The following is a 25,147-nucleotide window of genomic DNA, read 5'->3' on the forward strand; positions in this document are numbered from 1 at the left end:
CTGAGCTTCACCGTATAATCCCTGCGTTAACATCAGGAGCCTATTATGAAGCCAGCGAAAATCGCGGTGATTACCCTTTTCTTATTTATGGCCATCGGTGGGATTAGCGGCGTGATGCTGGCCGGTTATTCCTTCATTGTTCGCGGCGGTGTCGGCTGATCCACTGGTTCAGCCGTTCAAACCCGCGATCGACGATAATCGCCGCCAGCGCCACCAGCAGCGCCCCTTGCAGCACATAGGCGGTGTTGAATCCGCTCAGGCCGATCACAATCGGCGTGCCGAGCGTGTTAGCTCCCACCGTTGAAGCAATGGTCGCGGTGCCGATATTGACGATCGTCGAAGTCCGAATGCCGGCCAGCATCACCGGTGCGGCCAGCGGCAGTTCCACTTTGACCAACCTCTGCCAGTCAGTCATCCCCATTCCCTGGGCGATACTCAGCACGCCTGGCGGTACCTCGCTCAGCCCGGCCAGCGTCCCCTGCAGTACCGGCAGCACCCCGTAGAGCGCCAGCGCGATCAGCGCGGGCTGCCAGCCAAATCCCATGACCGGTACGGCAATCGCCAGCACCGCCACCGGCGGAAAGGTTTGCCCCATCGCGGCAATGGTCTCCACCAGCGGACGAAACTCACGGCCTGCGGGACGCGTCACCGCGACTCCGGCGCCCACGCCAACCACCGTCGCCGCCAGGCTGGAAAGCCCTACCAGCCAGCAGTGGGCGAGAGTCAGCGAAAGAAAGCTTTCCTGCTGATAGACCGGGCGCGGCAGTTCGGGAAACAGGGCGCTGAAGAGCGGCGCGCTGTACGGCAGCGCCAGCAGGATGGCGATAAACAGCGCCAGCAGCCACAGCAGCGGATCACGCAGTACTCTCACGCCGGACCTCCTCGCCCAACAGGTCGGCAAAATGCAGCGTCCCGCACGCTTCCCCCTGTTCATCCACCACCGGCAGCACTTCACGACGCTGGGCGACAAACTGCGATAGCGCCTCGCGCAGGGTCATCGCCACGTTTAAGCTATCCCCGGCCAGCCGTTCGTCGCGGCGCAGATAGTCCCCGACGCCGCGCAGCGACAACAGCCGGACGCCCAGCTCGCTGCGGCCAAAGAAGGTCTGGACAAAGCCGTTGGCGGGTTCGAGCAGCATCTGCAGCGGCGCTCCCTGCTGCACCACCTCGCCGCCGTCCATCAGCACCAGATGGTCGGCCAGCCGCAGCGCTTCATCAATATCATGGGTCACCAGCACGATGGTGCGCCCCAGCAGACGATGGATGCGGATCATCTCCTGCTGCAATGCTTCGCGGGTAACCGGGTCAAGGGCGCCGAACGGTTCGTCCATCAGCAGCACCTCCGGGTTTGCCGCCAGCGCCCGCGCCACCCCGACGCGCTGCTGCTGGCCGCCGGAAAGCTGGTGCGGATAGCGCGCCCGCAGCGTCGGTTCCAGCCCCAGCAGCGCCATCAGCTCATCAACGCGCGCGTCGATTTTCTGCCGGGGCCACTTTTGCAGCTGCGGGACGGTGGCGATATTCTGCGCCACCGTCCAGTGCGGAAACAGGCCAATGGACTGAATGGCATACCCCATCCGCCGTCGCAGAGCCAGCACCGGCTGCTGGCGAATATCCTGCCCGGCGAAACGGATCGTGCCGCCGTCATGCTCGACCAGCCGGTTGATCATCTTCAGCGTGGTCGATTTGCCCGAACCGGAAGTGCCGATAAGGACCGAGAATGCCCCCTCACGCAGGTGCAGGTTGAGATTTTTCACCGCCGGTAAGCCGGCAAAAGATTTAGTGACGCCGTCAAATTCAATCACCCGCCTCTCCTTTCAGGAATGCGCTCCAGAGCGCAAACAGCGCATCGATCGCCACCGCAAGCGCAATCGTGGGGATCACCCCAAGCAGCACCAGATCCAGCGCGCTGCTTAACAGCCCCTGGAATACCAGCGCGCCAAATCCCCCGGCGCCGATCAAGGCCGCCACCACCGCCATGCCGACGGTTTGCACGCTCACCACCCGCAGACTGCGCAGCAGGACCGGCAGCGCCAGCGGCAGCTGCACGTTGTAGAACCGCTGAGCGCCGCTCATCCCCATTGCCGCCGCGCTCTCCAGCGCTTCACGCGGCACCTGCTGCAGCCCGGTCACCACCCCGCGCACCAGCGGCAGCAGGGCATACAGCACCAGCGCAATGAGCGCTGGCGTCATCCCGGTACCGGACACGCCGATCGCCGCCAGCTCGGGAAAATGGCGGGCGAGGCCGGCCAGCGGCGCGATCAGCAGACCAAAGAGCGCGACCGAGGGGATGGTTTGAATAATATTGAGAAAGGTAAACACCGGCGCCTGCCAGCGCGGCCGGCGCCAGAGACCGATGCCCACCGGCAGGCCGATCAGCAGCCCCGGCAGCAGCGTGCCGAACAGCAGGATCACATGCTGGCGCAGGGCGTCATCGAACACCTCCTGACGGTTGGCGTACTCTTTCAACAGCGAGAGCTGATCCAGCGCGCCGGTCGCTAATAGCGCGCACGGAAGCAGCCAGATCTGCGCATTGAGCAGCCAGCGCCAGAGCGCCCGCGGCGTCAGGCGGCGGATAGCATCGCTGGCCATCAGCAGACACAGCGCCAGCGCCAGCCACAGGCCGCTCCCCGGCGAGGTACGCGCCAGCGGAGAACCGCTTTGCGCCAGCTGTACCGCCGCCTGCCCTGCCCCCCAGAACAACAGCGCCAGCAGCACATCGGCGCACAGGAAGGTCAGCAGCAGCGGCAGGCGACCGGGGCGCCAGCTGAGGATCAGCAGCAGTAGCGCCCCGCCGGCCTGCGCCGCCGTCAGCCACGGCCAGACCTGCCAAAGCCAGCGCCCTTCTCCGGACAGCAGGCGATTAGGCGCATAGTTGACGAAGGGTAACGCCACCACCAGCAGCAGTAAGCAGGCCAGCAGTAGCGATACGCGGTTATAACAACGAATAGCCACGGATAATCTACTTCAACAGCCCTTTTTGCTGCAGATAATCTGCGGCAACTTTTTTCGCATCCAGCCCTTCCACCGCAATACTGGCATTCAGCTGTTGCAGCGTTTTTTCATCGAGGCTGGCGAAGACCGGCTGCAGCCACTGCGCCATCTGCGGGTAGGCTTTCAGCACCGCCTCGCGCACCACCGGCGTCGGGGCGTAAATCGGCTGTACGCCCTGCGGATCGCTGAGCGTTTGCAGCCCCAGCGCCGCCACCGGCCCGTCGGTACCGTAGGCCATCGCCGCGTTGACGCCGGACGTTTGCTGCGCCGCCGCCTTGATGGTCACCGCCGTATCGCCGCCCGCCAGCGACAGCAGCTGGCTTTGATTCAGCTTGAAGTTGTAAGCCTTTTCAAAGGCCGGTAGCGCATCCGGGCGTTCGATAAATTCGGCGGAGGCCGCGAGCTTGAAGGTGCCGCCGTTTTGCAGATAGCGGCTAAGATCGGCCAGCGAAGTCAGATGATTTTTTTCCGCCAGATCCTGACGCACGGCAATGGTCCAGGTATTGTTGGCCGGGGCGGGCGTCAGCCAGATAAGCTGATTCTTTTCGGCATCCAGCTTTTTGACCTTCTCATACCCCTGCTGCGCGTTTTTCCATGCCGGATCGTTCTCCTCTTTAAAGAAGAAAGCGCCGTTGCCGGTATATTCCGGATAGATGTCGAGTTCACCCGCCGTAATCGCCCCGCGCACCACCGGCGTGGTGCCCAGCTGGACCTTGTTGACGGTTTTCACCCCGTGACTCTCCAGCACCTGCAAAATAATATTGCCCAGCAGCGCCCCTTCAGTATCGATTTTTGAGCCCACTTTTACCGGCTCCGCCGCCTGCAGCGGCAGGCTTACCAGGGCAGCCAGCGCCAGCGCCCCGGTCAATTTTGTCGCAATCATCATCCTGCTTCCCTCATTATTTTGCGCTCCGTTTACAGGAGCTTAAGACAAAAGCGTAGTTCATCTGGCGGGATTTCGCGGCTCCGATGTCCGCAGAGAGAGGTAAGGAAGCCAGCCCCCCGGTCAGCACAACGCTGCCGGGGGGCTGGCGGGCGGCGGCGCGGCGGCCTCACCCGGGTGATGGATTACAGCAGTTCAAATTCGCTCTGCTTCACGCGGGCAGAATCAACGCCGATAAAGACGTTGAATTTACCCGGCTCGGCGTCGTACTTCATTTTCTGATTCCAGAACTTCAGCGCATCAATCTCAATCGGGAAAGTGACGGTTTGCGTCTCTCCCGGTTTGAGGGTCACGCGCTTGAAGCCGCGCAGCATTTTCACCGGACGGCTCATCGAGGCGGTCACATCCTGCAGATAGAGCTGAATCACCGTCGCCCCTTCTCGTTTACCGGTGTTGGTCACCTGCACGCTGGCGGTGACGCTGCCGTCTCGCGGCATGGTCGGCGCCGACATCTTCACGTCGGAGACGCTAAAGGTGGTGTAGCTCAGGCCGTAGCCAAACGGATACAGCGGGCCGTTGGCCTCATCGAAATAGCGGGAAGTGTATTTATTCGGTTTGTCGGCGTTGTACGGACGGCCGGTATTCAGGTGGCTGTAGTACACCGGGATCTGCCCCACCGAGCGCGGGAACGACATCGGCAGTTTCCCGGACGGGTTGGCGTCGCCAAACAGCACATCGGCAATGGCGTTGCCGCCTTCAGTACCGGCAAACCAGGTCTCCAGCATCGCGTCAGCCTGCTGGTCTTCTTGCACCAGCGCCAGCGGACGGCCGTTCATCAGCACCAGCACCAGCGGTTTACCGGTGGCTTTCAGGGCGCTAATCAAATCTCGTTGGCTCTGCGGGAGGGTAATGTCGGTCCGGCTGGAGGCTTCATGGGCCATGCCCTGCGCCTCGCCGACCACGGCGACCACCACGTCGGACCGCTTCGCCGCCGCCACCGCTTCGTCGATCATCGCCTGTGGCGAACGCGGGTCAACCTGCACCGCTTTCTCATACAGATTAAGGAAATCAACAATGCCTTTATCATTGGTAACGTTAGCGCCGCGGGCATAAATCACTTTACCTTTGTCGCCCAACGCATCTTTAATACCGCTCAGCACCGTCACCGACTGATCCGCCACGCCCGCCGCCGACCAGCTGCCCATCATGTCGCGCTTGCTGTCGGCCAGCGGCCCGATCACCGCAATGGTGCCCGATTTTTTCAGCGGCAGCGTCTCGAGACGGTTCTTCAGCAGCACCAGGCTTTGCTGCGCGACTTCGCGCGCTTCTTTGCGATGCAGACGGCTTTCGGCGTTGGTATCCTGCGGGTCAGATCCCTTCGGCCCGAGGTGGCTGTACGGATCGTTAAACAGCCCCATATCATATTTGACGTTCAGGACGTGACGCGTCGCATCATCCAGCTCGGCCATCGTCACTTTGCCGGATTTGACCAGCCCCGGCAGATACTTGCTGTAGTACTCGTCGCTCATGCTCATGTTGATGCCCGACTTCAGCGCCACCCGCACCGCGTCTTGCGGATCGGATGCGACGCCGTGTTTGATCAGCTCTTTGATCGCGCCGTGGTCGGAAACGGTGATGCCTTTGAAGCCCCAGTCATCGCGCAGGACCTCTTTCAGCAGCCAGGCGTCGGAGGTGGCCGGCGTGCCGTTGAGCGAGTTCAGGGCGACCATCACCGCGCCGCTCCCGGCATCGAGACCCGCTTTATAGGGCGGCATATAGTCGTTGAACAGGCGTTGCGGGCTCATATCGACGGTATTGTACTCTTTCCCGCCCTCCACCGCGCCGTAGGCGGCAAAGTGCTTCACGCTGGTCATCACCGAGTAACGATCCGCCGGGCTCTTGCCCTGCATCGACTCAACCATCGCCTGCCCCATCATGGTGGTCAGGTAGGTATCTTCGCCAAAGCCTTCCGACGCGCGGCCCCAGCGCGGATCGCGGGAGACATCCACCATCGGCGCCCAGGTCATATTGAGGCCGTCGTCGGCGGCTTCATAGGCCGAAATGCGGCCCACGGTATTCACCGCGTCGAGGTTAAACGAGGAGGCCAGGCCAAGGCTTATCGGGAACACGGTACGCTGGCCATGGATCACGTCATAGGCGAAAAACAGGGGGATTTTCAAACGGCTGAGCTGCATGACCTGGTCCTGCATCACGCGGATATCCGGGCGGGTCACGGTATTAAAGATCGCCCCGACCTGCCCGTCTTTGATCATCTCGCGGATCGCTTCTTTCGGGTTATCCGGGCCGACGCTAATCAACCTTAGCTGACCGATTTTTTCATCGACGGTCATTTTCTTCAGCAGTTCGCTGACGAACGCGTCTCGCGCCTGCGGCGTTAAGGGGTGGTTGCCGAACAGTTCATCCGCCAGCGCGGGTTGCAGCGCCAGACTCACGGCGACGCCTATAGTGCAGAGCCATTTCATTGTTATCTCTCTTCTCTCAGGCCGGGATTACGGCAAAACATAATAAAAACCGCAGTTTGCCATATATATAAACAAGACGCCTGCAGAATGCTAAGGTTCTTCTCTGATTTTTCGAAACATTGATGCCCACAATTGTCATACAAAGCGTTATGCTTAATCCTGATATTTTCGCTACCACCACAAGGAGTGGATCATGTCATCTGCAACACCATCGAATAATCCTGATTTTCTGGCGGAACTGGCAAGACTGGTTGGCTCCTCCCATCTGTTAACCGACCCGGCCAAAACGCAGCGTTACCGTAAGGGTTTCCGCTCCGGCCAGGGCGATGCTCTGGCGGTCGTTTTCCCGGGAACCCTGCTGGAACTTTGGCGCGTGCTGAGCGCCTGCGTCGACGCCGATAAAATCATTTTGATGCAGGCGGCAAACACCGGTCTGACCGAAGGCTCGACGCCCAGCGGCAATGATTATGACCGCGACATCGTGATCATCAGCACTTTGCGCCTCGATAAACTGCACCTGCTGGATAAAGGCGAACAGGTGCTGGCGTTCCCTGGCACCACGCTCTATTCGCTGGAAAAAGCGCTGAAACCGTTCGGCCGCGAGCCGCATTCGGTGATCGGCTCTTCCTGCATCGGCGCGTCGGTGATCGGCGGGATCTGCAACAACTCCGGCGGTTCGCTGGTGCAACGCGGCCCGGCCTACACCGAGATGTCGCTGTTCGCGCAGATTGACGAACACGGCAAGCTGCGGCTGGTTAACCATCTCGGTATTGACCTCGGCACCACGCCGGAACAGATCCTCAGCCGTCTCGACGACGATCGTATTAAAGATGAAGATGTGCAGCACGACGGTCGTCACGCCCATGACCATGATTACGTCACCCGCGTGCGCGACGTCAATGCCGATACCCCGGCGCGCTACAACGCCGACCCGGATCGCCTGTTTGAATCCTCCGGCTGCGCCGGCAAGCTGGCGGTTTTCGCCGCGCGTCTGGACACCTTTCCGGCGGAAAAGCGCCAGCAGGTCTTTTACATCGGCACCAATCAACCCGCGGTGCTGACGGAAATCCGTCGCCATATTCTCGCTGAATTTGCGCATCTGCCGGTGGCGGGCGAGTATATGCACCGCGATATTTACGATATCGCCGAACGCTACGGCAAAGACACCTTCCTGATGATCGATAAGCTCGGCACCGACAAAATGCCGTTCTTCTTCACCATGAAAGGCCGTACCGACGCCATGCTGGAGAAAGTGTCGCTGTTTAAGCCCCACTTTACCGACCGCTTCATGCAAAAGCTCGGGCACGTCTTCCCGGCGCACCTGCCGGAACGTATGAAAAGCTGGCGCGATAAGTATGAGCATCACCTGCTGCTGAAAATGGCGGGCGATGGCATCGAAGAAGCTCAGGCATGGCTGACGGAATACTTCCGCGATGCCGAGGGCGATTTCTTTGCCTGCACGCCGGAAGAAGGCAGCAAGGCGTTTCTTCACCGCTTCGCCGCCGCGGGGGCCGCCATTCGTTACCAGGCGGTTCATGCCGATGAGGTGGAAGATATTCTGGCGCTGGATATCGCCCTGCGCCGCAACGACAGCGAATGGTTCGAGCATCTGCCGCCCGAGATCGACAGCCAGCTGGTCTATAAGCTCTACTACGGCCACTTTATGTGCCATGTCTTCCACCAGGATTACATCGTCAAGAAAGGGGTCGATGCCCACGCGTTGAAAGAGCAAATGCTGGCGCTGCTGAACGAACGCGGCGCGCAATACCCCGCCGAGCATAACGTCGGCCACCTGTATGAAGCGCCGGATAGCTTAAAACAGTTCTACCGTCAGAACGACCCGACCAACAGCATGAACCCAGGCCTCGGCAAAACCAGTAAGCACAAGTACTGGGGAGAGCGTCAGCAGAGCGAGAGCGACGTCCCTGAGCAGCAATAATCCAGGGTGACGCGGAGAGGGATTCTGTATTACGCTGCACGCCGGAGAAACGCATCTCCGGCAAACCAGGTTAAGGAGTCCCTCTCATGTCCGAAGCGGATATGTTACACGGCGCTGAATTAGAAATCCGCGAAGCCCTGCCCGATGACGCGCACGCCATCGCCGCGCTATACGTCTGGCACGTGCTGAATGGACGCGCCTCCTTTGAAGATATTCCCCCCACAGTCGACGAAATGCGCAAGCGGATCAAAACCGTGCGCGATAACGGGCTGCCGTGGTTGGTTGCGCTATGGCGCGGGACGATTGTCGGCTACTGCTACGCCACCTTTTACCGCCCGCGTCCGGCCTATCGCTACACCCTTGAGGAGTCGATTTATGTCGAATCCGGCATGGGCGGGCGCGGCATCGGCAGCGCCCTGCTGGCGCAGCTGATTGCAAAATGTGAACAGGGGCCGTGGCGGCAGATGCTGGCGATTATCGGCGACGGGCATAACAACGCCGGTTCGCTGGCGATCCACAAAAAATTTGGCTTTAGCGTGGCGGGTCAGCTGCGCAGCGTCGGGTATAAGATGGGGGACTGGCGGGATACCTTGATTATGCAGCGCCAGCTCGGTGAGGGCGACTTAACCATTCCGGAATAAAAACATCCCCCGCCCGCCTGCGCGAGTCGGGGGAGAGGCATTAATCGTTTTGCGCGGTCTGCGCGCCGCCTTTCAGCATGGCATCCGCCATCTGCGCTTCACGCTGCTTTTTATAGCTCAGCGCGGCGGCCGGAACCGGCATCACCTTCCCGGTCTCAACCCAGGTACGCAGGCGGCTGGCATCGGCAAAGTGGGTATATTTCCCGAAGGCGTCCATCACCACCAGCGCCACCGGGCGCTGATTAATCACCGTACGCATCACCAGGCAGTGGCCGGCGGCGTTGGTAAAGCCGGTTTTGGTCAGCTGAATATTCCAGTTATCGCGATATACCAGATGGTTGGTATTGCGGAACGGCAGCGTATAGGCCGGATGGGCAAAGGTCGCGGTATCTTCTTTCGTGGTGCTCAACTTGCCAATCAGCGGATATTGCTCGCTGGCAAGCAGCAGCTTCGTCAGGTCACGGGCGGTGGAGACGTTATGAATCGACAGCCCCGTCGGCTCAACATAGCGGGTATGGGTCATCCCCAGCGCCTGGGCCTTGGCATTCATGGCGCGAATAAAGGCGTCATAGCCACCGGGATAATGGTGGGCAAGGCTCGCGGCGGCGCGGTTTTCCGAGGACATCAGCGCCAGCAGCAGCATGTCGTGGCGGCTGATTTGGCTGTTCAGGCGCACGCGCGAATAGATGCCTTTCATCTCTGGCGTATGGCTGATATCCACGCTCAGCATCTCGTCTAACGGCAGATGCGCATCCAGCACCACCATCGCGGTCATCACTTTGGTAATCGACGCAATGGGGCGGACCAGGTCCGGCTGGCTCTGGTAAACAATCTTTTTGCTGGCAAGATCGACGATCATCGCACTCCCGGAGGCTATCTCCGGCTGCGCGGCGGCAAGGGGCGCGGGGGTTTTGGCAATCGCCTGAGGCGCAAAAGGCACAGCCAGGAGCAACGTCAGGCTGAGCAAAGAAACTCGAAATTTCGGCATTGTGAACATTCTGAAAAGTATTTTTGCACGTGATTAACGTACGCTGCGACGCCGGGGAACAGGCGACGCTGGCAAAGCCTATCATAGCGCGCCATTACGGCACCTGACTAATAAGAATCGTGAACAAATGCTGCATTGCCGGCATAAATATCCATTTATGCCGGCAATAGATCAGTCCTGATCGCATTCCGCTTGCCGCCCCACCGGCGGGCGGCGTGAAGGGTGCCGGGTCTGGCTAGAAAAGGCGGTAGCCGTAGCCCCACAGGACCACGGTGATCGCCAGCAGGACTTCCAGCACCAGTACCCCGATGGCGAGGGTGGAGCTGGCAAAGCTAAGCCCCTCTTCTTTATTGATACTCAGGAATGTCGGAATACCGAGGTACAGCAGATAGCCGGTGTAGAACAGAGCGACCGTCCCCACCAGCGCACACAGCCATACCAGCGGATAGAGCGCCACCAGCCCGCTAAGAAAAATCGGCGTCGCGACATAGCCCGCGAACACCATGCAGCGTTTTAGCGATGGCCGCTGCGGATAGCTTCTGGCCATCCACCAGATGATCCTCCCCATCACCGCCACGCCCGCCAGCATCACGGCGTAGAAGACCACCGCCAACGCCAGACCGGTTAACATCGACAGTTTTACCACGTTGCCATCGCCGAAGTTCCAGCCAAGCTGCGTGGTACCGATAAATGCGCAGATAACCGGAACCGCCGCCATGACCAGTACATGGTGCGTATAGTGGTGCGAAACGGTCTCGTTTTCGCTCTTGATAACGCTCATCTCTTGATTCGGATGAGAGAATAGTCCCCAGACATGGTTCATAGCGTCCCCCTTGTCACGGCCTCGTACAGCACTGATCCAAGTATAATTCACCCTGAGAGATTATTTTGTATACAGCAATAAAAATGCGCTTAACCGTGTTTGAAGCTGCAGGGTGTATGATTAATGGATTGATAATTGATACCTTTGATCATGCACGTTGCCGGAGAGACAGCGTGAAACAGGAAGGGTAAGGGAGTTTATCTTTGTATGGATATCAATAACCTGATTTCCCAATATGGCTACGCTGCGCTGGCGATCGGCAGCCTGGCGGAAGGCGAAACCGTCACCCTCCTTGGCGGCGTGGCGGCGCATCAGGGCTTATTAAAGTTTCCACTGGTGGTGATCTCGGTCGCGCTGGGCGGGATGATTGGCGACCAGCTGTTGTACCTGCTGGGCAGGCGCTTCGGCGGCCGGTTGCTGCGGCGCTTTTCCCGCCATCAGGCGCGGATTCATAAAGCACAGCGTATGATTCAGCGTCGCCCCTATCTGTTCGTGATTGGTACCCGTTTTATGTACGGCTTTCGGGTGATCGGGCCATTGCTGATCGGCGCCAGCCGCCTGCCGCCAAAAGTGTTCCTGCCGTTAAATATCCTCGGCGCGCTGGCCTGGGCGCTGCTATTCACCACCCTCGGCTATCTGGGCGGAGAAGCCATTGGGCCGTGGCTGCATCATCTTGATGGCCATCTGAAACACATTATCTGGCTGGGGCTGGCGATTGCGCTGGTGGTGGCCGCCCATTGGTGGTTCCGACGCCGCGAGGCAAAAAAGAAAGAGTAGCCGCAATGGGCAAAGCGCACCGGGGTATCCCCGATGCGCTTATGAGCCGGTCTGCGCGGCGGTTTATTTTGTGGTCTGATGGTAGCCGCCGCCCAGCGCGGAGGTCAGCTGTATACTGGCATCCAGCCACTGGCCTTGCAGGCGCAGCGCGGTAATGCGTTCCTGTAGCGCGGGCAGTCTGGCGAGGCTGACTCTCGCGCCCGGCAGAATCCCGGCTTTCATTCGCTGTTCGGCCAGATTCACCGTCCGCCGGGCATTTTTTTCGACCTGCAGCTGCTGCTGGTTTTTCTCCATCAGCGTCTCCACCTGGCTGGCGGTCTTCGCCACCTGGTTCACCGCATCAACCACCGCTTTGTTGTACTTCGCTATCGACAGGTTATTCTGCGCGCTGGCAATATCCAGGTTGGCGTTGAGCCGGCCGCTATCAAAGACAGGCAGCGTTAGCCCGGCGGTAAGCCCCATCTGCTGCGCGGAGTGGCGGAACAGATCGCTCAGGTGCAGCGCATCCTGTTGCAGGAAAGCCATCAGGTTAATATCCGGATAGAACGCCGCTTTCGCCGCATCGACTTCGCTCAACGACGCCGCAATATACCAGTGCGCCTCCTGCAGATCCGGACGGCGCGCCAGCAGTTCATACCCCAGCTCCGTTGGCATCTGCGCGCTGACCGCCGGCAGAGTCGCCGGCTGCAGATTCAGCGCCTGGCTCTGGCTGTTGGTCAGCGCCATCAGGCGGGCTTCAATTTCTTTCATATTACCGGCAACATCGGCCAGCTGCTGATCGGTTTTGCTGACATTGATATCGTTCTCTGCCCCTTCGGCGGAGTTGGTGATCCCGCGCTGGTACAGCGCCTGGTCGACGCTGACGATATTATTTTGCTCAGCCTTCACCTGCTGCAGGACATCTTTCACCGCCGCTTCGGTCTGCCACTGCCAGTAAAGACGCGCCACGCTGCTGGCCAGTAGTTCGCGGGTTTGCGCCTGTTCGGCGATGTGCGCTTTGACCTCACCAATACGCGCTTTGACCAACGCGCGGTTTTTCCCCCACAGGTCCAGATCCCAACCCGCCGTCAGGCCAAAGGCGCCGTTGGTATACCACGGTCCGGTATTACCGTCGGTATCCGTCGCAAACGGCCCCATCAGCCCTTCTGCCGACATTTTCTGCCGTTCAACATTGGCGGAAAAATCCATCTCCGGCCCAAGACTGGCTTGCGACATGCGCGCCTGCGCTTCTGCCAGCTTAATACGCTGGTTGGCAATTTGCATATCCGGGGCATTGGCCAGGGCGCGTTGAATCAGGTTATTCAACTGTGGGTCACGGTATTCCTGCCACCAGTTGCTTTGCGGCCAGCCATTTTTAACGGCGGCGGGCAGATCCATAGAGACATGGGAGGCAGGGATCTGCTGCTGCGGCGGTTCCCCGATATCATGGGACGGCGCGCAGCCAACCAGAACGATGGCCAGGGGTAACCCAGCCAATACGCTTTTTCTGAGAGTAAAATTCATTGGATAGATCGGATGATTAAATAAGACCGATTATAATAAGTGATATAAAATTAAGCCGTTAAGTAAAATGTGTGACTAAATACCCGGATAATTAAAAATAAACAAATCATTCATGGAGTGATAATGAGCCAGAATATTTACGATGATCCTGATTTTTTTGCAGGATATGCCACTCTCGACCGTTCGGTAAAAGGGCTGGACGGCGCGCCAGAATGGCCGGCGATTCAGCAGATGCTGCCGCCGTTATCCGGCCTGCGGGTTGTTGACCTCGGCTGCGGCTACGGATGGTTCTGCCGCTGGGCTCGTGAACAGGGGGCCGCGCAGATTAGCGGTCTGGATATTTCCCGCCGGATGCTCGATCGCGCGCGCGAAATGGGCCAGCACGACGGGATTGACTATCGCTGCGCGGATTTACAGACCCTGGCTCTCCCCGCCAACAGCTGCGAGCTGGTCTACAGTTCACTGGCGCTGCATTACCTTCCCGACGTTGCCCCGCTGTTCGCCACGATTTATCAGGCGTTAACCCCGGGTGGGACGCTGGTATTTTCCGCCGAACACCCGATCTACACCGCCCCGCCGCGTCAGGGCTGGCAACAAGATGAAACCGGGCAAAAAAGCTGGCCGGTGAGCCATTATCAACAGGAAGGCGAGCGTATCAGCAACTGGTTCGCCGACGGAGTGAAAAAACAGCATCGTAAGCTGGCGAGCTGGATAAACCTGCTGATTGCCGCGGGTTTCAGGATTGAGCATCTTGACGAATGGGGGCCAACGGCGGAACAAATCGCCGCCCAGCCGGGCCTTGATGAAGAGAAAGAACGGCCGATGATCTTTTTGCTGCGCGCCCGCAAACCGGCGTAAGCGGTGAGCGGCCCGGAGGACCCGGGCCGCCGGGGATATTACTCTGTTAAGCTGCCGCCATTGCTGGCAATCACCTCTTTGTACCAGTAGAAACTCTTCTTCTTACTCCGTGCCAGCGTCCCGTCCCCCCGATCGTCACGATCGACGTAAATAAAGCCGTAACGCTTGGACATCTCCGCTTTTGAGGCACTGACCAGATCGATAGGCCCCCAGCTGGTAAAGCCCATCAGCTCCACGCCATCTTCGATGGCTTCCCGCGCCTGTACCAGATGGTCGTTGAGGTAGCTGATGCGATAATCATCATTAATCGATCCGTCGGCCTCCAGCCGATCTTTCGCACCGAGACCGTTTTCGACAATAAACAGCGGCTTTTGATAGCGATCCCACAGCACGTTGAGCAGCGTACGCAGGCCCAGAGGATCGATCTGCCAGCCCCATTCCGAGCTCGCCAGATGCGGGTTTGGCACCATGCTGAGAATATTACCCCGCGCCTGCTTATTGAGTTCCTCATCGGCGGTGACGCAGCCGGTCATGTAATAACTGAAAGAGATGAAGTCCACGGTCTCTTTCAGCGCGGCGCGATCGGCATCGGTTATCGTCACCTCGATCCCCTGGTCGCGGAAATAGCGCAGCATATAGCCGGGATAGCTGCCGCGACACTGGACGTCGCCGAAGAACTGCCAGCTGCGGTTCTGCTGCAGGGTTTCAAACACATCTTCCGGTTTACAGCTTAGCGGATACATTAAGCCGCCGAGCAGCATATTGCCGATTTTACCGTCAGGGACGATCTCATGGCAGGCTTTGACCGCCAGCGCGCTGGCCACCAGCTGGTGGTGTATCGCCTGGTAGACCGCCGCTTTGCTGCTGCCTTCCGGCAGGCCGACGCCGGTCATTGGCGCATGCAACGACATGTTGATTTCGTTAAAGGTCAGCCACAGCTTGACCCGCTCCTGATAGCGCGTGAACACCGTCCGCGCGTAGCGTTCGAAGAAGCCGATCGCCTCGCGGCTGCCCCAACCGCCGTAGTTTTTCACCAGCGCCCACGGCATTTCATAATGCGATAGGGTCACCAGCGGGGTGATGTTGTGCTGCGCCATTTCAGCAAACAGCCGATCGTAAAACGCCAGCCCGGCTTCGTTCGGTTCGGCATCGTCGCCGTTGGGGAAAATACGCGTCCAGGCAATCGACACCCGCAGACAGTTAAAGCCCATCTCCGCAAACAGACGGATATCTTCCGGGTAACGATGGTAAAAATCGATCGCGATATCTTTGATGCCGCTGTCGCCCGGAACACGCTCGACGACGTCGCCAAACACGCCGTGCGGCTGCACGTCCGAGGTCGATAATCCCTTGCCATCTTCCAGGTAAGCGCCTTCCACCTGGTTTGCCGCGGTCGCGCCGCCCCATAAAAAGGTCTGTGGGAATTTCTTCATCTTTCTCTCCTGTGATTAATGGCTTACGGACAACAGCGGCTGACCGGCATCGACCACGCTGGTGGAGACAATGTCGAGTGAACGATAATCGTCGCTGTTGCTGATAATAATCGGCGTCGCCAGGTCATAACCGGCGTCGAGAATGGCCTGACGGTCAAATTCAATCAGTAAATCACCGGCCTGTACCTTATCGCCTACCTGAACGTGGGCGGTAAAGGGCACGCCATCGAGCTTGACGGTGTCGATGCCGACGTGGATGAGCAGCTCAATGCCGCTATCGCTGAGTAGTCCAATCGCGTGTTTAGTCTCGAATAACGACGCCACCTCCCCGGAGAACGGCGCAACCACCTTGCCGGCGGCGGGAATAATCGCCACGCCCTGCCCCAGCAAACCGCTGGCGAAGGTGCTGTCAGGAACCTGATCCAGCGCCAGCACGGTGCCGGACATCGGAGCCAGAATCGCGTTTTCCGACACCGCCGCGACCGGGACAGCCGACGCCGCCGCGCCTCTGGCCGGCAGCCCGACGGCAAAGGTCAACGCGCAGGAGATAACCAGCGCGGCCACGATGCCAATCACCCCACCCCATACGGTGGCGTCAATCCCCTGCGGCGGGATCATCTGCGCCAGGGTGAAAATGTTGGCAAAACCGAAGGAGTAGACGTGGCTATCGCTAAGGCCGACGATAGCCCCGCCGATGGCGCCAGCGACACAGCCAAAGATAAACGGACGGCGCAGCGGCAGATTCAGACCATAAATCGCCGGTTCAGTAATGCCAAAGATCCCGGCGGACACCGCCGAACCCGCCAGCACTTTTTGTCGCGCATCGCGGGTGCGCAGGAAGATCCCCAGCGCGGCCCCCACCTGGCCCATGACCGCGGGCAGCAGCATCGGCAGCATCGAATCATGTCCCAGTACCGTCAGGTTATTAATCATCAGCGGGATCAGCCCCCAGTGCAGGCCGAATATCACGCAAACCTGCCATAGCGCGCCCATCGCCGCCCCCGCCAGCCACGGCGCAACCGTGTAGATAATCTGGTAGCCGTGGGCCAGCAGCTGGCTTAGCCAGGTGGCCACCGGGCCAATCGCCAGGAAGGTCAGCGGGACCACCAGAGCAAGACAAATCAGCGGGGTGAAGAAGTTTTTCATCGATGAAGGCAGCAGAGCGTTACTTTTACGCTCCAGCCAGCAGCTGACCCATGAAGCGAGGATTATCGGGATCACTGAAGAGCTGTAGTTGATAAAGGTCACCGGTATACCGAGAAAGTACTCTGCCGCCGCCCCCGGCGCCTGGCTGGCGTCAAAGGCCTGAATCATCAGCGGGTGGGTTAACGCGCCGCCGATCACCATGGTAATAAACGGACTCCCGCCGAATTTTTTCCCGGCGGTATAGCCCAAAAACAGCGGGAAGAAAAAGAACAGCGCGTCGCTGGCGGCAAACCAGATTTTATAGGTCGCCTGCTGAGGCGCCAGCCAGCCGCAGACCACTGCCAGCGCCAGCAGCCCTTTGAGGATCCCCGAGGCCGCCAGTACGCCAATAAACGGAGTAAAAATACCGGAGACCACATCAATCACCTGGCCCAGGAGCGACGCTTTCTCGCCGCTTTCCGCCACCGGCTCGCTGTCGTCCGTCAGGCCCGCCTCGTGACGCACCGCCTGCCAGACGTCGTGGACGTGGTTGCCGATCACCACCTGGAACTGACCGCCGCTCTCCACCACCATGATCACGCCAGGGTTGGCTTTCAGCCCTTCGGCATCGGCTTTTTTATTCTCTTTGAGCTTAAAACGCAGCCGTGTAGCGCAGTGAACCAGACTCACAATATTCTCTTTGCCGCCTACCCGGCTAAGAATATCCTGCGCGAGTGCTTTATATTCCATGCTGTTTTCCTTACTTCCGCTGCCCGCAGGCAACCGTGACTGAGTGTAAAAATAAAAAAAACCCGAGAACAACGCCGGGTGGCGTCGCGCTCAGGTTTTGCCTGCCTAATGCAGTAACAATCCAGTAGTAATGCGAAGGGGATTTAGCGCCCTTCTTTTCTCACCCGTTCGATATGGATAGCGAGAAACATAATTTCTTCCGTCGTCAGCGAACGCTGATAGCTTTTCTGCAGATGACGAGCGACGGTTTCCGCACACTTCCACGCTTTGGCGTAGTTGTCTTTCACCGCGCTATGCAAAGTGATGTCATCATCTGCCACCACCGTGCGCGTTAGCATCCGCTGGGCGAAAAACTTCAGATGGGTGACAAAGCGCTGGTAGCTTAGCGACTCTTCGTCATAATTCAGCTGCAGCTGATACTTCACCAGCTGCAGGATTTCCTGCATCACCCGGGTCACGTGCATCACTTCCGGCATTTCGCTGTTGAGCTGTGCGGTCACCAGATGTAGCGCAATAAACCCGGCCTCATCTTCGGCAAGCTCAACGCCGAGCCGCCTGGCGATAATCGCCCGCGCTTCCTGGCCCAGCTCAAACTCCTTCGGATAGAGCCGCTTAATGTCCCACAGCAGGACGTTGCGAATCGTCACCCCGTTCTTTTGCCGTTCAATGGCAAAGTGGCAGTGGTCGGTCAGGGTGATATACAGACTCTCCTGGAGCTTACCCAACCGCCCGCGCGCCAGCTCGATAATCCGATCGCAGGTGGTCATCACTTCTAACGGTATCTGACTGAGTAGTTCACCTAAACGGCCAACCAGTTCATCGCTCTGCAGCGCGAAGACCTTTTCAATTTTACTTTCATCCAGCGAGTCGCCGACGCGTTTCTGAAAGGCAAGCCCTCGCCCCATCACCACCTGTTCGCGTCGCTGCTCATCTAAAACAACCACCACATTATTATTAAGAACTTTGGCGATTTGCATATGAACCCCAGAAACAAAAAAACCTGACCCCCGACAAACGCCAGGAAATCAGGTTTTGCCTGCCGAAGCAGTAGCAATCCAACCCCCGCACTGTAGCAATTTCTTCCGCCGTCTCAACTAATGAAGCAGAAAAACGTGATACGGATCGCGACTAATCCGCTTATCTATGCCGGTTGCGGTAGCGAACGCTGCTCAGACGCGCGATATTCCAGCGAATAAAACGCCGCCTGCCGCCGGTGGTAGGCGGAATCCACGCAGCCAATACCGACAAACGCGCCGGTAAATTCGCCATAGCGGCTATATTCATCGGAAAACAGGGCGGTGCTGTAGGCCTGGCCTATTGCATGAAAGGTCTGGTTGTCCGGCGACCAGAAAAACTGCGTCGACTTTCCGTCAATCGCCAGCCGCAGATAAACCGGGCCATCCACGCCAGCCACCGTTGCCAGATGATCTTCCCGCTTCAAGCCGTTATCGACATGGATGACATACAAGCGCGAGCGCTGTTGCCGGTCGTCGAAGGTTTTCTGCAGGAACAGATAGTTCATGTTGTCGTAGTACAGCACCAGCCCGGCGCCGTGCTGGAACACCTCGGGTTGAAAATCCATGCATGCCGTCAACGTGGCGTACACCGAGGTCAGCTTCCGCGCCAGCAGGCTGACGCGGTTCTCAGAACACAGCGACTCCTGACCGCGCAGCGCCAGATACCCCTGGTCGGGCACATAGCGCGTAAAATCCGCGGCCGGAATGCGCGGCGCGTACCACCCGGGCGGCAGTACCTCCGCAGAAAAATCGACCCGCTCAACCCGCTCCGCCGCTTCATCAACCGTCGCCGACGGCCCCAGATCGACATATTCCTGCGCCAGGTTGCCGCCCGCGTTCAGGCGCAGCCACCCCTCCGGCGTCCAGTGCATTTTTTGGAGCGCGGTCTCCCGCCCCAGCGTGCAGGCCAGTTCCGGAAGCAGCGGCCGGCCGCACAGGTGGGCCACAATAACATTCCCGTGCTCATCTTCGACGTAGCTGGCGTGACCGGATTTTTGCAGCGTCGATGCCGGGTTAAAACACTCACGCCGGAGATAATCTTTATCAAACGCCGAGGCGGATGTTTTATCGATATGCACCGGTTTTTGCAAATCGTCCGCCCGCGCGGAGGTTAGCAGCGGACTTTGCGGATCTTTTTGATAAGGACCCAGAATATGCTGCGCCCGCCCGAGGGTCACGCAGTGGCCGTAGCCGGTGCCGCCCTCGGCGCACATGATGTAATAATAACCATTGCGCCGGGTGATATGCGCCCCCTCCGCCATGCCATATACCCCCTGCCAGATACGCTGCGGATAGCCAACCGCCGCTTTCGCCTGCGGATCGTACTCCACGATGGAGATCGCCCCGGCATAGCCATCGCGGGTCTCCCAATCGACGGCGACAATCCACTTTCTGCCATCATCATCATGGAAAATGGAGGCGTCATAGCCCACGGAGTGGATATAGACCGGGTCGCTCCATGGACCGTTAATCTCCGCGGCGGTGACCAGATAGTTATCGACATCAAAATAGCGGCCATTCATGGCGTTCATGATGCCGTAAACCACGTAAAACAGCCGGTCGGCTTCACACCAGGTCAGACACGGCGCCCAGATACCTTTGGCGGAACGTAGCTTGCGCAGATCCAGAGTTTGCGGATCGTTCAACACGTGGCTGCGTAACGTCCAGTTCTCTAAATCGGTGGAGTGATAAACCGGAATGCCGGGGAACCATTCGAATGACGAAACGGCAATGTAATACTCATCGCCCCGCCGACAGATTGCCGGATCCGGATGAAAACCACGTAATACAGGATTTTTAATCATCAACTACGTCCTTTTAATAAATTATAACGTACCGGGTTTTTCCACCGCCGCCAGCGACCGATCGGATAAAGAATACCGGCGCATGACGATCGTCAGCGCCAGAACCAGCACCGCCGGTAATACGGTAAAAATTAATTTAATCGTCAGTATCGCCGCCTGCGGTTGCTGCGCCGCGCCGCCAATATAGCCACTCCATGACAATAGCCAGCCCATCAGCGCACCGCCGATCGCAATGCCTAATTTGATAGCAAAAAGGTTGGTTGAAAAAACGATGCCGCTCATTTTCTTACCGGTATCTCGTTCAATTACATCGACGACATCCGAGAGCATCGCCCATTGTAATGGCGTGGCCGCCAGTTGAATAAAATTAATCGCCATAACAAAAGCAAAAATAATCACTAACGATGAATGAGCAAAGAAATAGAGCGCGGCGAGTAATATCGCCTCCAGCAACATCGCCAGCTTAAACCCGCGAACTTTATCCATATCGCGAAATATATAAACCGAAAAAATCGTCCCGACTAACCCGGAAACAATTGACACGGTAATCATCACACTGCTCATGTCGCTACGTTGCAACACGTAATTGCAGAAGTAAATAATGATCCCCATTTTAAAGATAACCGCCACCAGATTGATGACGTTAAGCGTAAAGAGGATCCGCCAGTCCCGGTTTTTCAATAAAATACGTAGATCCTGCAACAGACTTCCGCGATTGGCGTCGATCGCCGCAATCGAGGTCTCTTTGGTCAGGAAGAAGCACAGATAAAACAAAATAATGCCCAGGCTACTAATCAGCACCATGGCATAAAAGTAGCCATGCTGGATATTCCCTTTCCCCAGCCACGCTACCGCCGGAAGCGCGGCCACGGAGACTAATAATCCTCCCGCTGAGCTCATGGCGAAGCGCCAGGATTGCAACGATACCCGCTCGACGGAGCTCTGGCTGATATTATTAATCATCGCGCAATAGGGAACATTAATGGCGCTATATAACAGCGACAGCAGGGTATAAGAACCGTAGGCATAAATCAGCTTGCCGGTATAGGAAAAATCAGGCGTATAAAAGGTCAACATGCACATTACGCCAAAAGGAATAGCAAACCACAGTAAATAAGGACGAAACTGGCCATATCTGGTTCGCGTGCGGTCAGTCACCGCCCCGATCCCCACATCAAAAAAGGCATCGATTACCCGGACGGCTAAAAACATCGTCCCCATATGTGCCGGTGACAAACCAAAAATATCCGTATAAAAATAGGCCATAAATAACATGATGGATGACCAGACCAAATTACAGGCGGTATCTCCAAGCCCATAGCCCATTTTCTTATACCAGTTTAACGGCATTATTCTGTTCATTGACGGTAACCCCATACAAGTAAAGGTTGTTGCTGCTGACAAGGCCATTGTAGGCCCATCGGCGCCGTCGATATGTATAAAGAGAGGATGGCTATATAATAAAAGTGAACCTGCCCTGTGATGGCTATCGCATTTACATTAAGAACGCTTTTTGTTTTATTTGCCGATCGTCATATAGTATAAAAAAGGAGACGTTGTATGCATGATGACCCGGTCACCTATGAAAATATCATTACCCTGACGCAAGAACTCTACTACCTGCAGCAATATCAGCTCCCCGAGTATTCCGGCGATGATGTGAAGACGCATTTTCACTTTATGTATGAATTGATGTGGTTCGATCGTTCCTGTGGTTATTTTGGTATCAACGATCGCCAGATCCCGATAAAAAACGGCACGCTGATTTTCGTCCCGGCGCTGATCCCTCATGCGATGTACCTGCTTCCCGAGCGCAATCACAATCGCTATCTGTTCCAGTTTGAATTTGATTTTTTAAATCCGCTGGCCGTGAGCCATTTTTCCCGGCAAAAGGATCGCATCCGGGTTTTGTATCCGGATTCAGCGACCGGCGTGCAGCTGACGGCGCTTTTTGACTGGGCCGTCAGTCAGGGGAAGAAACCGGAGAATCAGGCGGTATTTTTGAAAAGCATCGCCCTGCTGATGGAGTTCGTGTTCTCCCTGCATCACGATGATGAGACCTTCCCCCATGCCCCCGGCAGCGGTTTTGTCAGCAGAGTGCGCCAATTATTGTATGAGATTGAAGAGAATAAGGCCTGGGAGACCACCACGCTGGAGGCGGCGCAGCGGTGCCAGGTGTCGAAGTCCTACTTTTCGCGCACGTTTAAGCAGCTGTTTAACATGACATTCAAAGAGTATATTTTTCTCCGTAAGCTCAAGGTGGCGGTTCAGCTGCTGACCTCCAGCCAGCTAAAAATTGTCGATGTCGCCCAAAGCGCGGGCTTTACCGATAGCGCCTATTTCTGTTTACGCTTTCGCCAGCACCTCGGCTGTACGCCGCTGGAGTTTCGCGACCGTCTGAATAACCGGCACGTTGGATAGCATCCGCCCGCACGGCGGGCGGATGCCTGTCCGGCCTTCGCGGTTCAGAAGGTCACCACGGTTTTCCACTCGATAACCCAGGCATCCTGAGTCTGCGCCACACCGCCCGGGCGATGCCAGTACTGCAGGCCCGGCTGCAGCTCAAGCCACGACACCGGACGCAGGCGATAGTACAGTTCCGCATTCAGCGAATGGCCGGCCACCGGCTGGTAGTTCGCCGCAGAGTAGTCCGTCGCCCCGCTCATCTCGTTCATATACTGCTGGTTACGCGCGTAGTGGCTGCTCATATCCATCCAGGTCAGGCCAAAACCCAGCCAGTCTTGCGGGCGGGCGTCGAACAGGCCGCGATAGCGCATTGATGCGGCCACGGCGGTATGGATGTAGTTGCTGCGCCGATCGCTATAGCTGCCGCTCAGCGAGACGCTCATGCCCCGGTTCGCATCGTCGGCATGACGGGTGATCTGCTGATTCATCCCGCTGTACAGAAACCAGGTGCGGTTATGCTGGGCATATCCCTGCGGGTCGCTGGCCCCAGGACCGCCGGATTTTCCCGTATAAAGATCGCTCTGCGGTGCATTGGTAAAGAGTACCCCCAGGTTCCAGGCGCCGGGCAGCCCGCCGATCGTCGGTCGCGCTTCGATCTCGACCGGCAGCAGAATGCCTTTACTGCCTTTTGTCGACCAGCTCCACGCATGGCTACGGGATGAGGCCTGCGGATTCTGCTCCATAACCCCGCCTTTCAGCGTCAGCGTGGGGGTCAGTTTATATTCAACGGTCGTCCCCCACGTATGCACATTCCAGTTATTCCAGGTCAGCGAATTGGCGGACTTACCGCCGCACTGTGAAAGCATCTGGAAATCGCAGGGGATAATCTGATCGAAGGTCTGGACCTTATTCATCATCCCGATACGCCAGGTCAGACGGCGGTCATCGAAGCTGCGGGCAAAGGTCAGCCAGCCGAGACGGGTAATGGACTGCCCTCCCCAGCTCTCCTGGGTCAAATCGTTAAAGTTGACGCGCGGATCCTGCAACCGCCGGGTGGTCAGATCGTCGTTATGGTTGCGGTTAACGATATTGCCTTCAATCCGTGCGTCCGGGATCCCGGTCCAGCGTTCCAGATCCTGGTTAAAGGTCAAAGCAAACTGGTCAATATAGGCCAGATGTTTATCATGGTTATAGCCGCCGCCGGCGTTGTAGCCCATTTCATTGAGATAACCGAGATTATAATTAAACCCGTTATCTTCGAGGATCGGGCGAATTCCCAGCATATCGCCAAGCAATCCTTGTTGCGGTTTTTCAAAACCTAATACCGTACCGTTCCATTTTTCCGTTTCCGCAGCGAAAGCGCCGGGAACTAACAGCGAAAATGTCACCAGCAACAGGAGATGATTTATTTTCTTGTTGTGCATAAAGATATCCATTATGACTGCGTAAAGGTAATAGCTGGCCCCAGGCAATAAAACCGCCCGTTTTTAGTCTTCATTTTTATTTTTGCAATAGCTGCCCGTCAGTCATCCAACTGCTTTATTAATGCAACCGACCTTAGCATAACTTATTGTTTTAAATCGTCATTTAACCCCTCAAAAATAAAAGGCAAAAAAAAACCTAAGCACTCCCGCCACGAATGACGGAAGTGCTTAGGTTTTGCCTGTAATCAGTAGCAACCCTGAATATAAGAGCCCCACAATATCACTCAGCGACAGAAATGCCCATCAGCAGACGCTCCCGGAGTAATAAAGTGTGAGCGGATTAACAATCTTTCCCTAATAGCGGGCAATAGCGGCGGCAATGTCCGCGGAGGTTTTCAGGGTGCGGATTTCATTAAATACCACCAGCGCTTCATTATATTCTTTACGCAAATAACTGAGCCACTGTTTGATTCGTGCCACATGGTACAGTCCGGTATCGCCCTGTTTTTCCAGACGGGTATATTTTTGCAACAGCGCAACGACCTGCGGCCACGGCATGCGCGGCTCGTTGTATTTTATCACCCGGCTTAAATTCGGCACGTTAAGCGCGCCGCGGCCAATCATCACCGAGTCGCAGCCGGTGGCCGCCAGGCAATCCTGCGCGCTTTGCCAGTCCCAGATTTCACCGTTGGCAATCACCGGAATCGACAGCCGCTGGCGGATTTCACCAATTGCCGCCCAGTTGATGCGTTCCGCTTTATACGCATCTTCTTTGGTACGCCCATGCACGACGAGCTCCGTCGCTCCGGCCTGCTGCACCGCATCAGCAATTTCAAACCGACGCGCCCCGCTGTCCCAGCCCAGACGGATTTTGACCGTCACCGGCAGATGGGCGGGTACCGCTTCGCGCATCGCCCTGGCGCCACGATAAATCAGCTCCGGGTCTTTGAGCAACGTCGCCCCGCCGCCGCTGCCGTTAACCAGCTTTGACGGACAGCCGCAGTTAAGATCGACGCCCCAGGAGCCCAGCTCTACCGCCCGCGCGGCGTTTTCCGCCAGCCACTGCGGGTACTGGCCGAGCAGTTGCACCCGCACGCGCGTACCGGAAGGCGTCCGGCTATGGTGATGAAGCTCCGGGCAGAGCCTGTAGAACGATTTTACCGGCAGCAGCTGATCCACCACGCGTAAAAACTCGGTGATGCACAGATCGTAATCATTCACTTCGGTCAGCAGCTCGCGCACCAGCGAATCGAGCACGCCTTCCATCGGCGCCAGTAAAACACGCATATCGTTATCCGGGAA

The 25,147-nt window shown here is 57.6% G+C and carries 20 protein-coding genes and 1 pseudogene; 6 read left to right on the forward strand and 15 right to left on the reverse strand.

All coding sequences use genetic code 11. The features are described 5' to 3' along the window. Positions 1-45 precede the first annotated feature (45 nt). Positions 46-159 carry a protein YohO gene (locus EDF73_RS02605; protein WP_071844955.1) on the forward strand — a complete coding sequence of 38 codons (114 nt, stop codon included), beginning with the start codon at positions 46-48 and terminating at the stop codon, positions 157-159. Here the strand turns inward: EDF73_RS02605 and EDF73_RS02610 are convergent. From EDF73_RS02610 to bglX, 5 genes are all read right to left on the reverse strand, one after another. Continuing rightward, positions 134-871 carry an ABC transporter permease gene (locus tag EDF73_RS02610; protein WP_132725404.1) on the reverse strand — a complete coding sequence of 246 codons (738 nt, stop codon included), beginning with the start codon at positions 869-871 and terminating at the stop codon, positions 134-136. The two genes, EDF73_RS02605 and EDF73_RS02610, sit on opposite strands and share 26 nt — an antisense overlap. Continuing rightward, positions 855-1,802: an ABC transporter ATP-binding protein gene (locus EDF73_RS02615; RefSeq protein ID WP_132725406.1), complete on the reverse strand. Its 948-nt coding sequence runs from the start codon at positions 1,800-1,802 to the stop codon at positions 855-857. Before EDF73_RS02615 ends, EDF73_RS02610 begins: the two co-directional genes overlap by 17 nt. Continuing rightward, positions 1,795-2,952, reverse strand: coding sequence for an ABC transporter permease (locus EDF73_RS02620; RefSeq protein ID WP_132725407.1), 1,158 nt, complete (start codon positions 2,950-2,952; stop codon positions 1,795-1,797). The genes EDF73_RS02615 and EDF73_RS02620 overlap by 8 nt, the downstream gene beginning before the upstream one ends. 7 nt (positions 2,953-2,959) lie before the next feature. Beyond that, complete coding sequence (locus tag EDF73_RS02625) at positions 2,960-3,877, reverse strand: ABC transporter substrate-binding protein (protein ID WP_165905627.1); 918 nt, start codon at positions 3,875-3,877, stop codon at positions 2,960-2,962. A 182-nt stretch (positions 3,878-4,059) separates the two neighbouring features. After that, complete coding sequence (bglX, locus tag EDF73_RS02630; RefSeq protein ID WP_132725409.1) at positions 4,060-6,357, reverse strand: beta-glucosidase BglX; 2,298 nt, start codon at positions 6,355-6,357, stop codon at positions 4,060-4,062. A gap of 193 nt (positions 6,358-6,550) precedes the next feature. Here bglX and dld point away from each other — a divergent pair, with 193 nt between their 5' ends. Beyond that, the gene (gene dld / locus EDF73_RS02635) at positions 6,551-8,296 is read left to right on the forward strand and encodes a D-lactate dehydrogenase (protein WP_132725411.1); all 1,746 of its coding nucleotides are present in this window, start codon (positions 6,551-6,553) and stop codon (positions 8,294-8,296) included. A gap of 86 nt (positions 8,297-8,382) precedes the next feature. Further along, positions 8,383-8,937, forward strand: coding sequence for a GNAT family N-acetyltransferase (locus tag EDF73_RS02640; RefSeq protein ID WP_132725413.1), 555 nt, complete (start codon positions 8,383-8,385; stop codon positions 8,935-8,937). Positions 8,938-8,977: 40 nt separating this feature from the next. Here the strand turns inward: EDF73_RS02640 and pbpG are convergent, their stop codons facing one another. Then, complete coding sequence (gene pbpG, locus EDF73_RS02645) at positions 8,978-9,925, reverse strand: D-alanyl-D-alanine endopeptidase (RefSeq protein ID WP_132725415.1); 948 nt, start codon at positions 9,923-9,925, stop codon at positions 8,978-8,980. Between the two features lie 235 nt (positions 9,926-10,160). After that, the gene (locus EDF73_RS02650) at positions 10,161-10,748 is read right to left on the reverse strand and encodes a Yip1 family protein (protein ID WP_132725417.1); all 588 of its coding nucleotides are present in this window, start codon (positions 10,746-10,748) and stop codon (positions 10,161-10,163) included. A gap of 207 nt (positions 10,749-10,955) precedes the next feature. Between EDF73_RS02650 and EDF73_RS02655 the strand changes: the two genes are divergently transcribed. After that, entirely contained in the window at positions 10,956-11,525 is a 570-nt protein-coding gene (locus EDF73_RS02655; protein ID WP_132725419.1) for a DedA family protein, read from the forward strand. 63 nt (positions 11,526-11,588) lie between these two features. Here EDF73_RS02655 and mdtQ read toward each other — a convergent pair whose 3' ends face one another. After that, positions 11,589-13,028 (reverse strand): multidrug resistance outer membrane protein MdtQ, encoded by a 1,440-nt coding sequence (mdtQ, locus tag EDF73_RS02660; RefSeq protein ID WP_132725420.1) that lies wholly within the window; start codon positions 13,026-13,028, stop codon positions 11,589-11,591. Between the two features lie 123 nt (positions 13,029-13,151). Between mdtQ and EDF73_RS02665 the strand changes: the two genes are divergently transcribed. Then, a complete protein-coding gene (locus EDF73_RS02665) occupies positions 13,152-13,886 on the forward strand; it encodes a class I SAM-dependent methyltransferase (protein ID WP_132725422.1) in 735 nt (244 codons plus the stop codon). A 38-nt stretch (positions 13,887-13,924) separates the two neighbouring features. Here the strand turns inward: EDF73_RS02665 and ascB are convergent, their stop codons facing one another. From ascB to EDF73_RS02690, 5 genes and pseudogenes are all read right to left on the reverse strand, one after another. Continuing rightward, positions 13,925-15,319: a 6-phospho-beta-glucosidase gene (ascB, locus tag EDF73_RS02670; RefSeq protein ID WP_132725424.1), complete on the reverse strand. Its 1,395-nt coding sequence runs from the start codon at positions 15,317-15,319 to the stop codon at positions 13,925-13,927. A gap of 15 nt (positions 15,320-15,334) precedes the next feature. Next, positions 15,335-17,304: pseudogene (gene bglF / locus EDF73_RS02675) on the reverse strand (PTS beta-glucoside transporter subunit IIABC). 33 nt (positions 17,305-17,337) lie between these two features. After that, on the reverse strand, positions 17,338-18,171 hold the full coding sequence (gene bglG, locus EDF73_RS02680) for a transcriptional antiterminator BglG (RefSeq protein ID WP_132725427.1): 834 nt from the start codon (positions 18,169-18,171) through the stop codon (positions 17,338-17,340). 164 nt (positions 18,172-18,335) lie between these two features. After that, a complete protein-coding gene (locus EDF73_RS02685) occupies positions 18,336-20,015 on the reverse strand; it encodes a family 43 glycosylhydrolase (protein WP_132725429.1) in 1,680 nt (559 codons plus the stop codon). A gap of 21 nt (positions 20,016-20,036) precedes the next feature. After that, positions 20,037-21,377, reverse strand: coding sequence for a glycoside-pentoside-hexuronide (GPH):cation symporter (locus EDF73_RS02690; protein ID WP_132725431.1), 1,341 nt, complete (start codon positions 21,375-21,377; stop codon positions 20,037-20,039). 198 nt (positions 21,378-21,575) lie between these two features. On the opposite strand from EDF73_RS02690, the gene EDF73_RS02695 reads away from it, so the two are divergent. Then, positions 21,576-22,436, forward strand: a complete 861-nt coding sequence (locus EDF73_RS02695) for a helix-turn-helix domain-containing protein (protein ID WP_132725433.1) — start codon at positions 21,576-21,578, stop codon at positions 22,434-22,436. A gap of 44 nt (positions 22,437-22,480) precedes the next feature. Here the strand turns inward: EDF73_RS02695 and EDF73_RS02700 are convergent, their stop codons facing one another. Then, entirely contained in the window at positions 22,481-23,845 is a 1,365-nt protein-coding gene (locus EDF73_RS02700) for a carbohydrate porin (RefSeq protein WP_132725435.1), read from the reverse strand. 354 nt (positions 23,846-24,199) lie between these two features. Beyond that, positions 24,200-25,132 (reverse strand): tRNA dihydrouridine(16) synthase DusC, encoded by a 933-nt coding sequence (dusC, locus tag EDF73_RS02705; protein ID WP_132725436.1) that lies wholly within the window; start codon positions 25,130-25,132, stop codon positions 24,200-24,202. Between the last annotated feature and the right edge of the window lie 15 nt (positions 25,133-25,147).

Source organism: Klebsiella sp. BIGb0138, assembly GCF_004342285.1.
GTDB lineage: Bacteria > Pseudomonadota > Gammaproteobacteria > Enterobacterales > Enterobacteriaceae > Klebsiella.

Excerpts from the sequence above, each read along its gene's own strand:
- EDF73_RS02685 (WP_132725429.1), bottom strand. The coding sequence starts at position 20,015 with ATGATTAAAAATCCTGTATTACGTGGTTTTCATCCGGATCCGGCAATC.
- EDF73_RS02700 (WP_132725435.1), bottom strand. The coding sequence starts at position 23,845 with ATGCACAACAAGAAAATAAATCATCTCCTGTTGCTGGTGACATTTTCG.
- EDF73_RS02640 (WP_132725413.1), top strand. The coding sequence starts at position 8,383 with ATGTCCGAAGCGGATATGTTACACGGCGCTGAATTAGAAATCCGCGAA.
- EDF73_RS02625 (WP_165905627.1), bottom strand. The coding sequence starts at position 3,877 with ATGATGATTGCGACAAAATTGACCGGGGCGCTGGCGCTGGCTGCCCTG.
- EDF73_RS02605 (WP_071844955.1), top strand. The coding sequence starts at position 46 with ATGAAGCCAGCGAAAATCGCGGTGATTACCCTTTTCTTATTTATGGCC.
- mdtQ (WP_132725420.1), bottom strand. The coding sequence starts at position 13,028 with ATGAATTTTACTCTCAGAAAAAGCGTATTGGCTGGGTTACCCCTGGCC.
- EDF73_RS02695 (WP_132725433.1), top strand. The coding sequence starts at position 21,576 with ATGCATGATGACCCGGTCACCTATGAAAATATCATTACCCTGACGCAA.
- EDF73_RS02655 (WP_132725419.1), top strand. The coding sequence starts at position 10,956 with ATGGATATCAATAACCTGATTTCCCAATATGGCTACGCTGCGCTGGCG.
- EDF73_RS02665 (WP_132725422.1), top strand. The coding sequence starts at position 13,152 with ATGAGCCAGAATATTTACGATGATCCTGATTTTTTTGCAGGATATGCC.
- dusC (WP_132725436.1), bottom strand. The coding sequence starts at position 25,132 with ATGCGTGTTTTACTGGCGCCGATGGAAGGCGTGCTCGATTCGCTGGTG.
- ascB (WP_132725424.1), bottom strand. The coding sequence starts at position 15,319 with ATGAAGAAATTCCCACAGACCTTTTTATGGGGCGGCGCGACCGCGGCA.
- bglG (WP_132725427.1), bottom strand. The coding sequence starts at position 18,171 with ATGCAAATCGCCAAAGTTCTTAATAATAATGTGGTGGTTGTTTTAGAT.
- pbpG (WP_132725415.1), bottom strand. The coding sequence starts at position 9,925 with ATGCCGAAATTTCGAGTTTCTTTGCTCAGCCTGACGTTGCTCCTGGCT.
- EDF73_RS02650 (WP_132725417.1), bottom strand. The coding sequence starts at position 10,748 with ATGAACCATGTCTGGGGACTATTCTCTCATCCGAATCAAGAGATGAGC.
- dld (WP_132725411.1), top strand. The coding sequence starts at position 6,551 with ATGTCATCTGCAACACCATCGAATAATCCTGATTTTCTGGCGGAACTG.
- EDF73_RS02690 (WP_132725431.1), bottom strand. The coding sequence starts at position 21,377 with ATGAACAGAATAATGCCGTTAAACTGGTATAAGAAAATGGGCTATGGG.
- bglX (WP_132725409.1), bottom strand. The coding sequence starts at position 6,357 with ATGAAATGGCTCTGCACTATAGGCGTCGCCGTGAGTCTGGCGCTGCAA.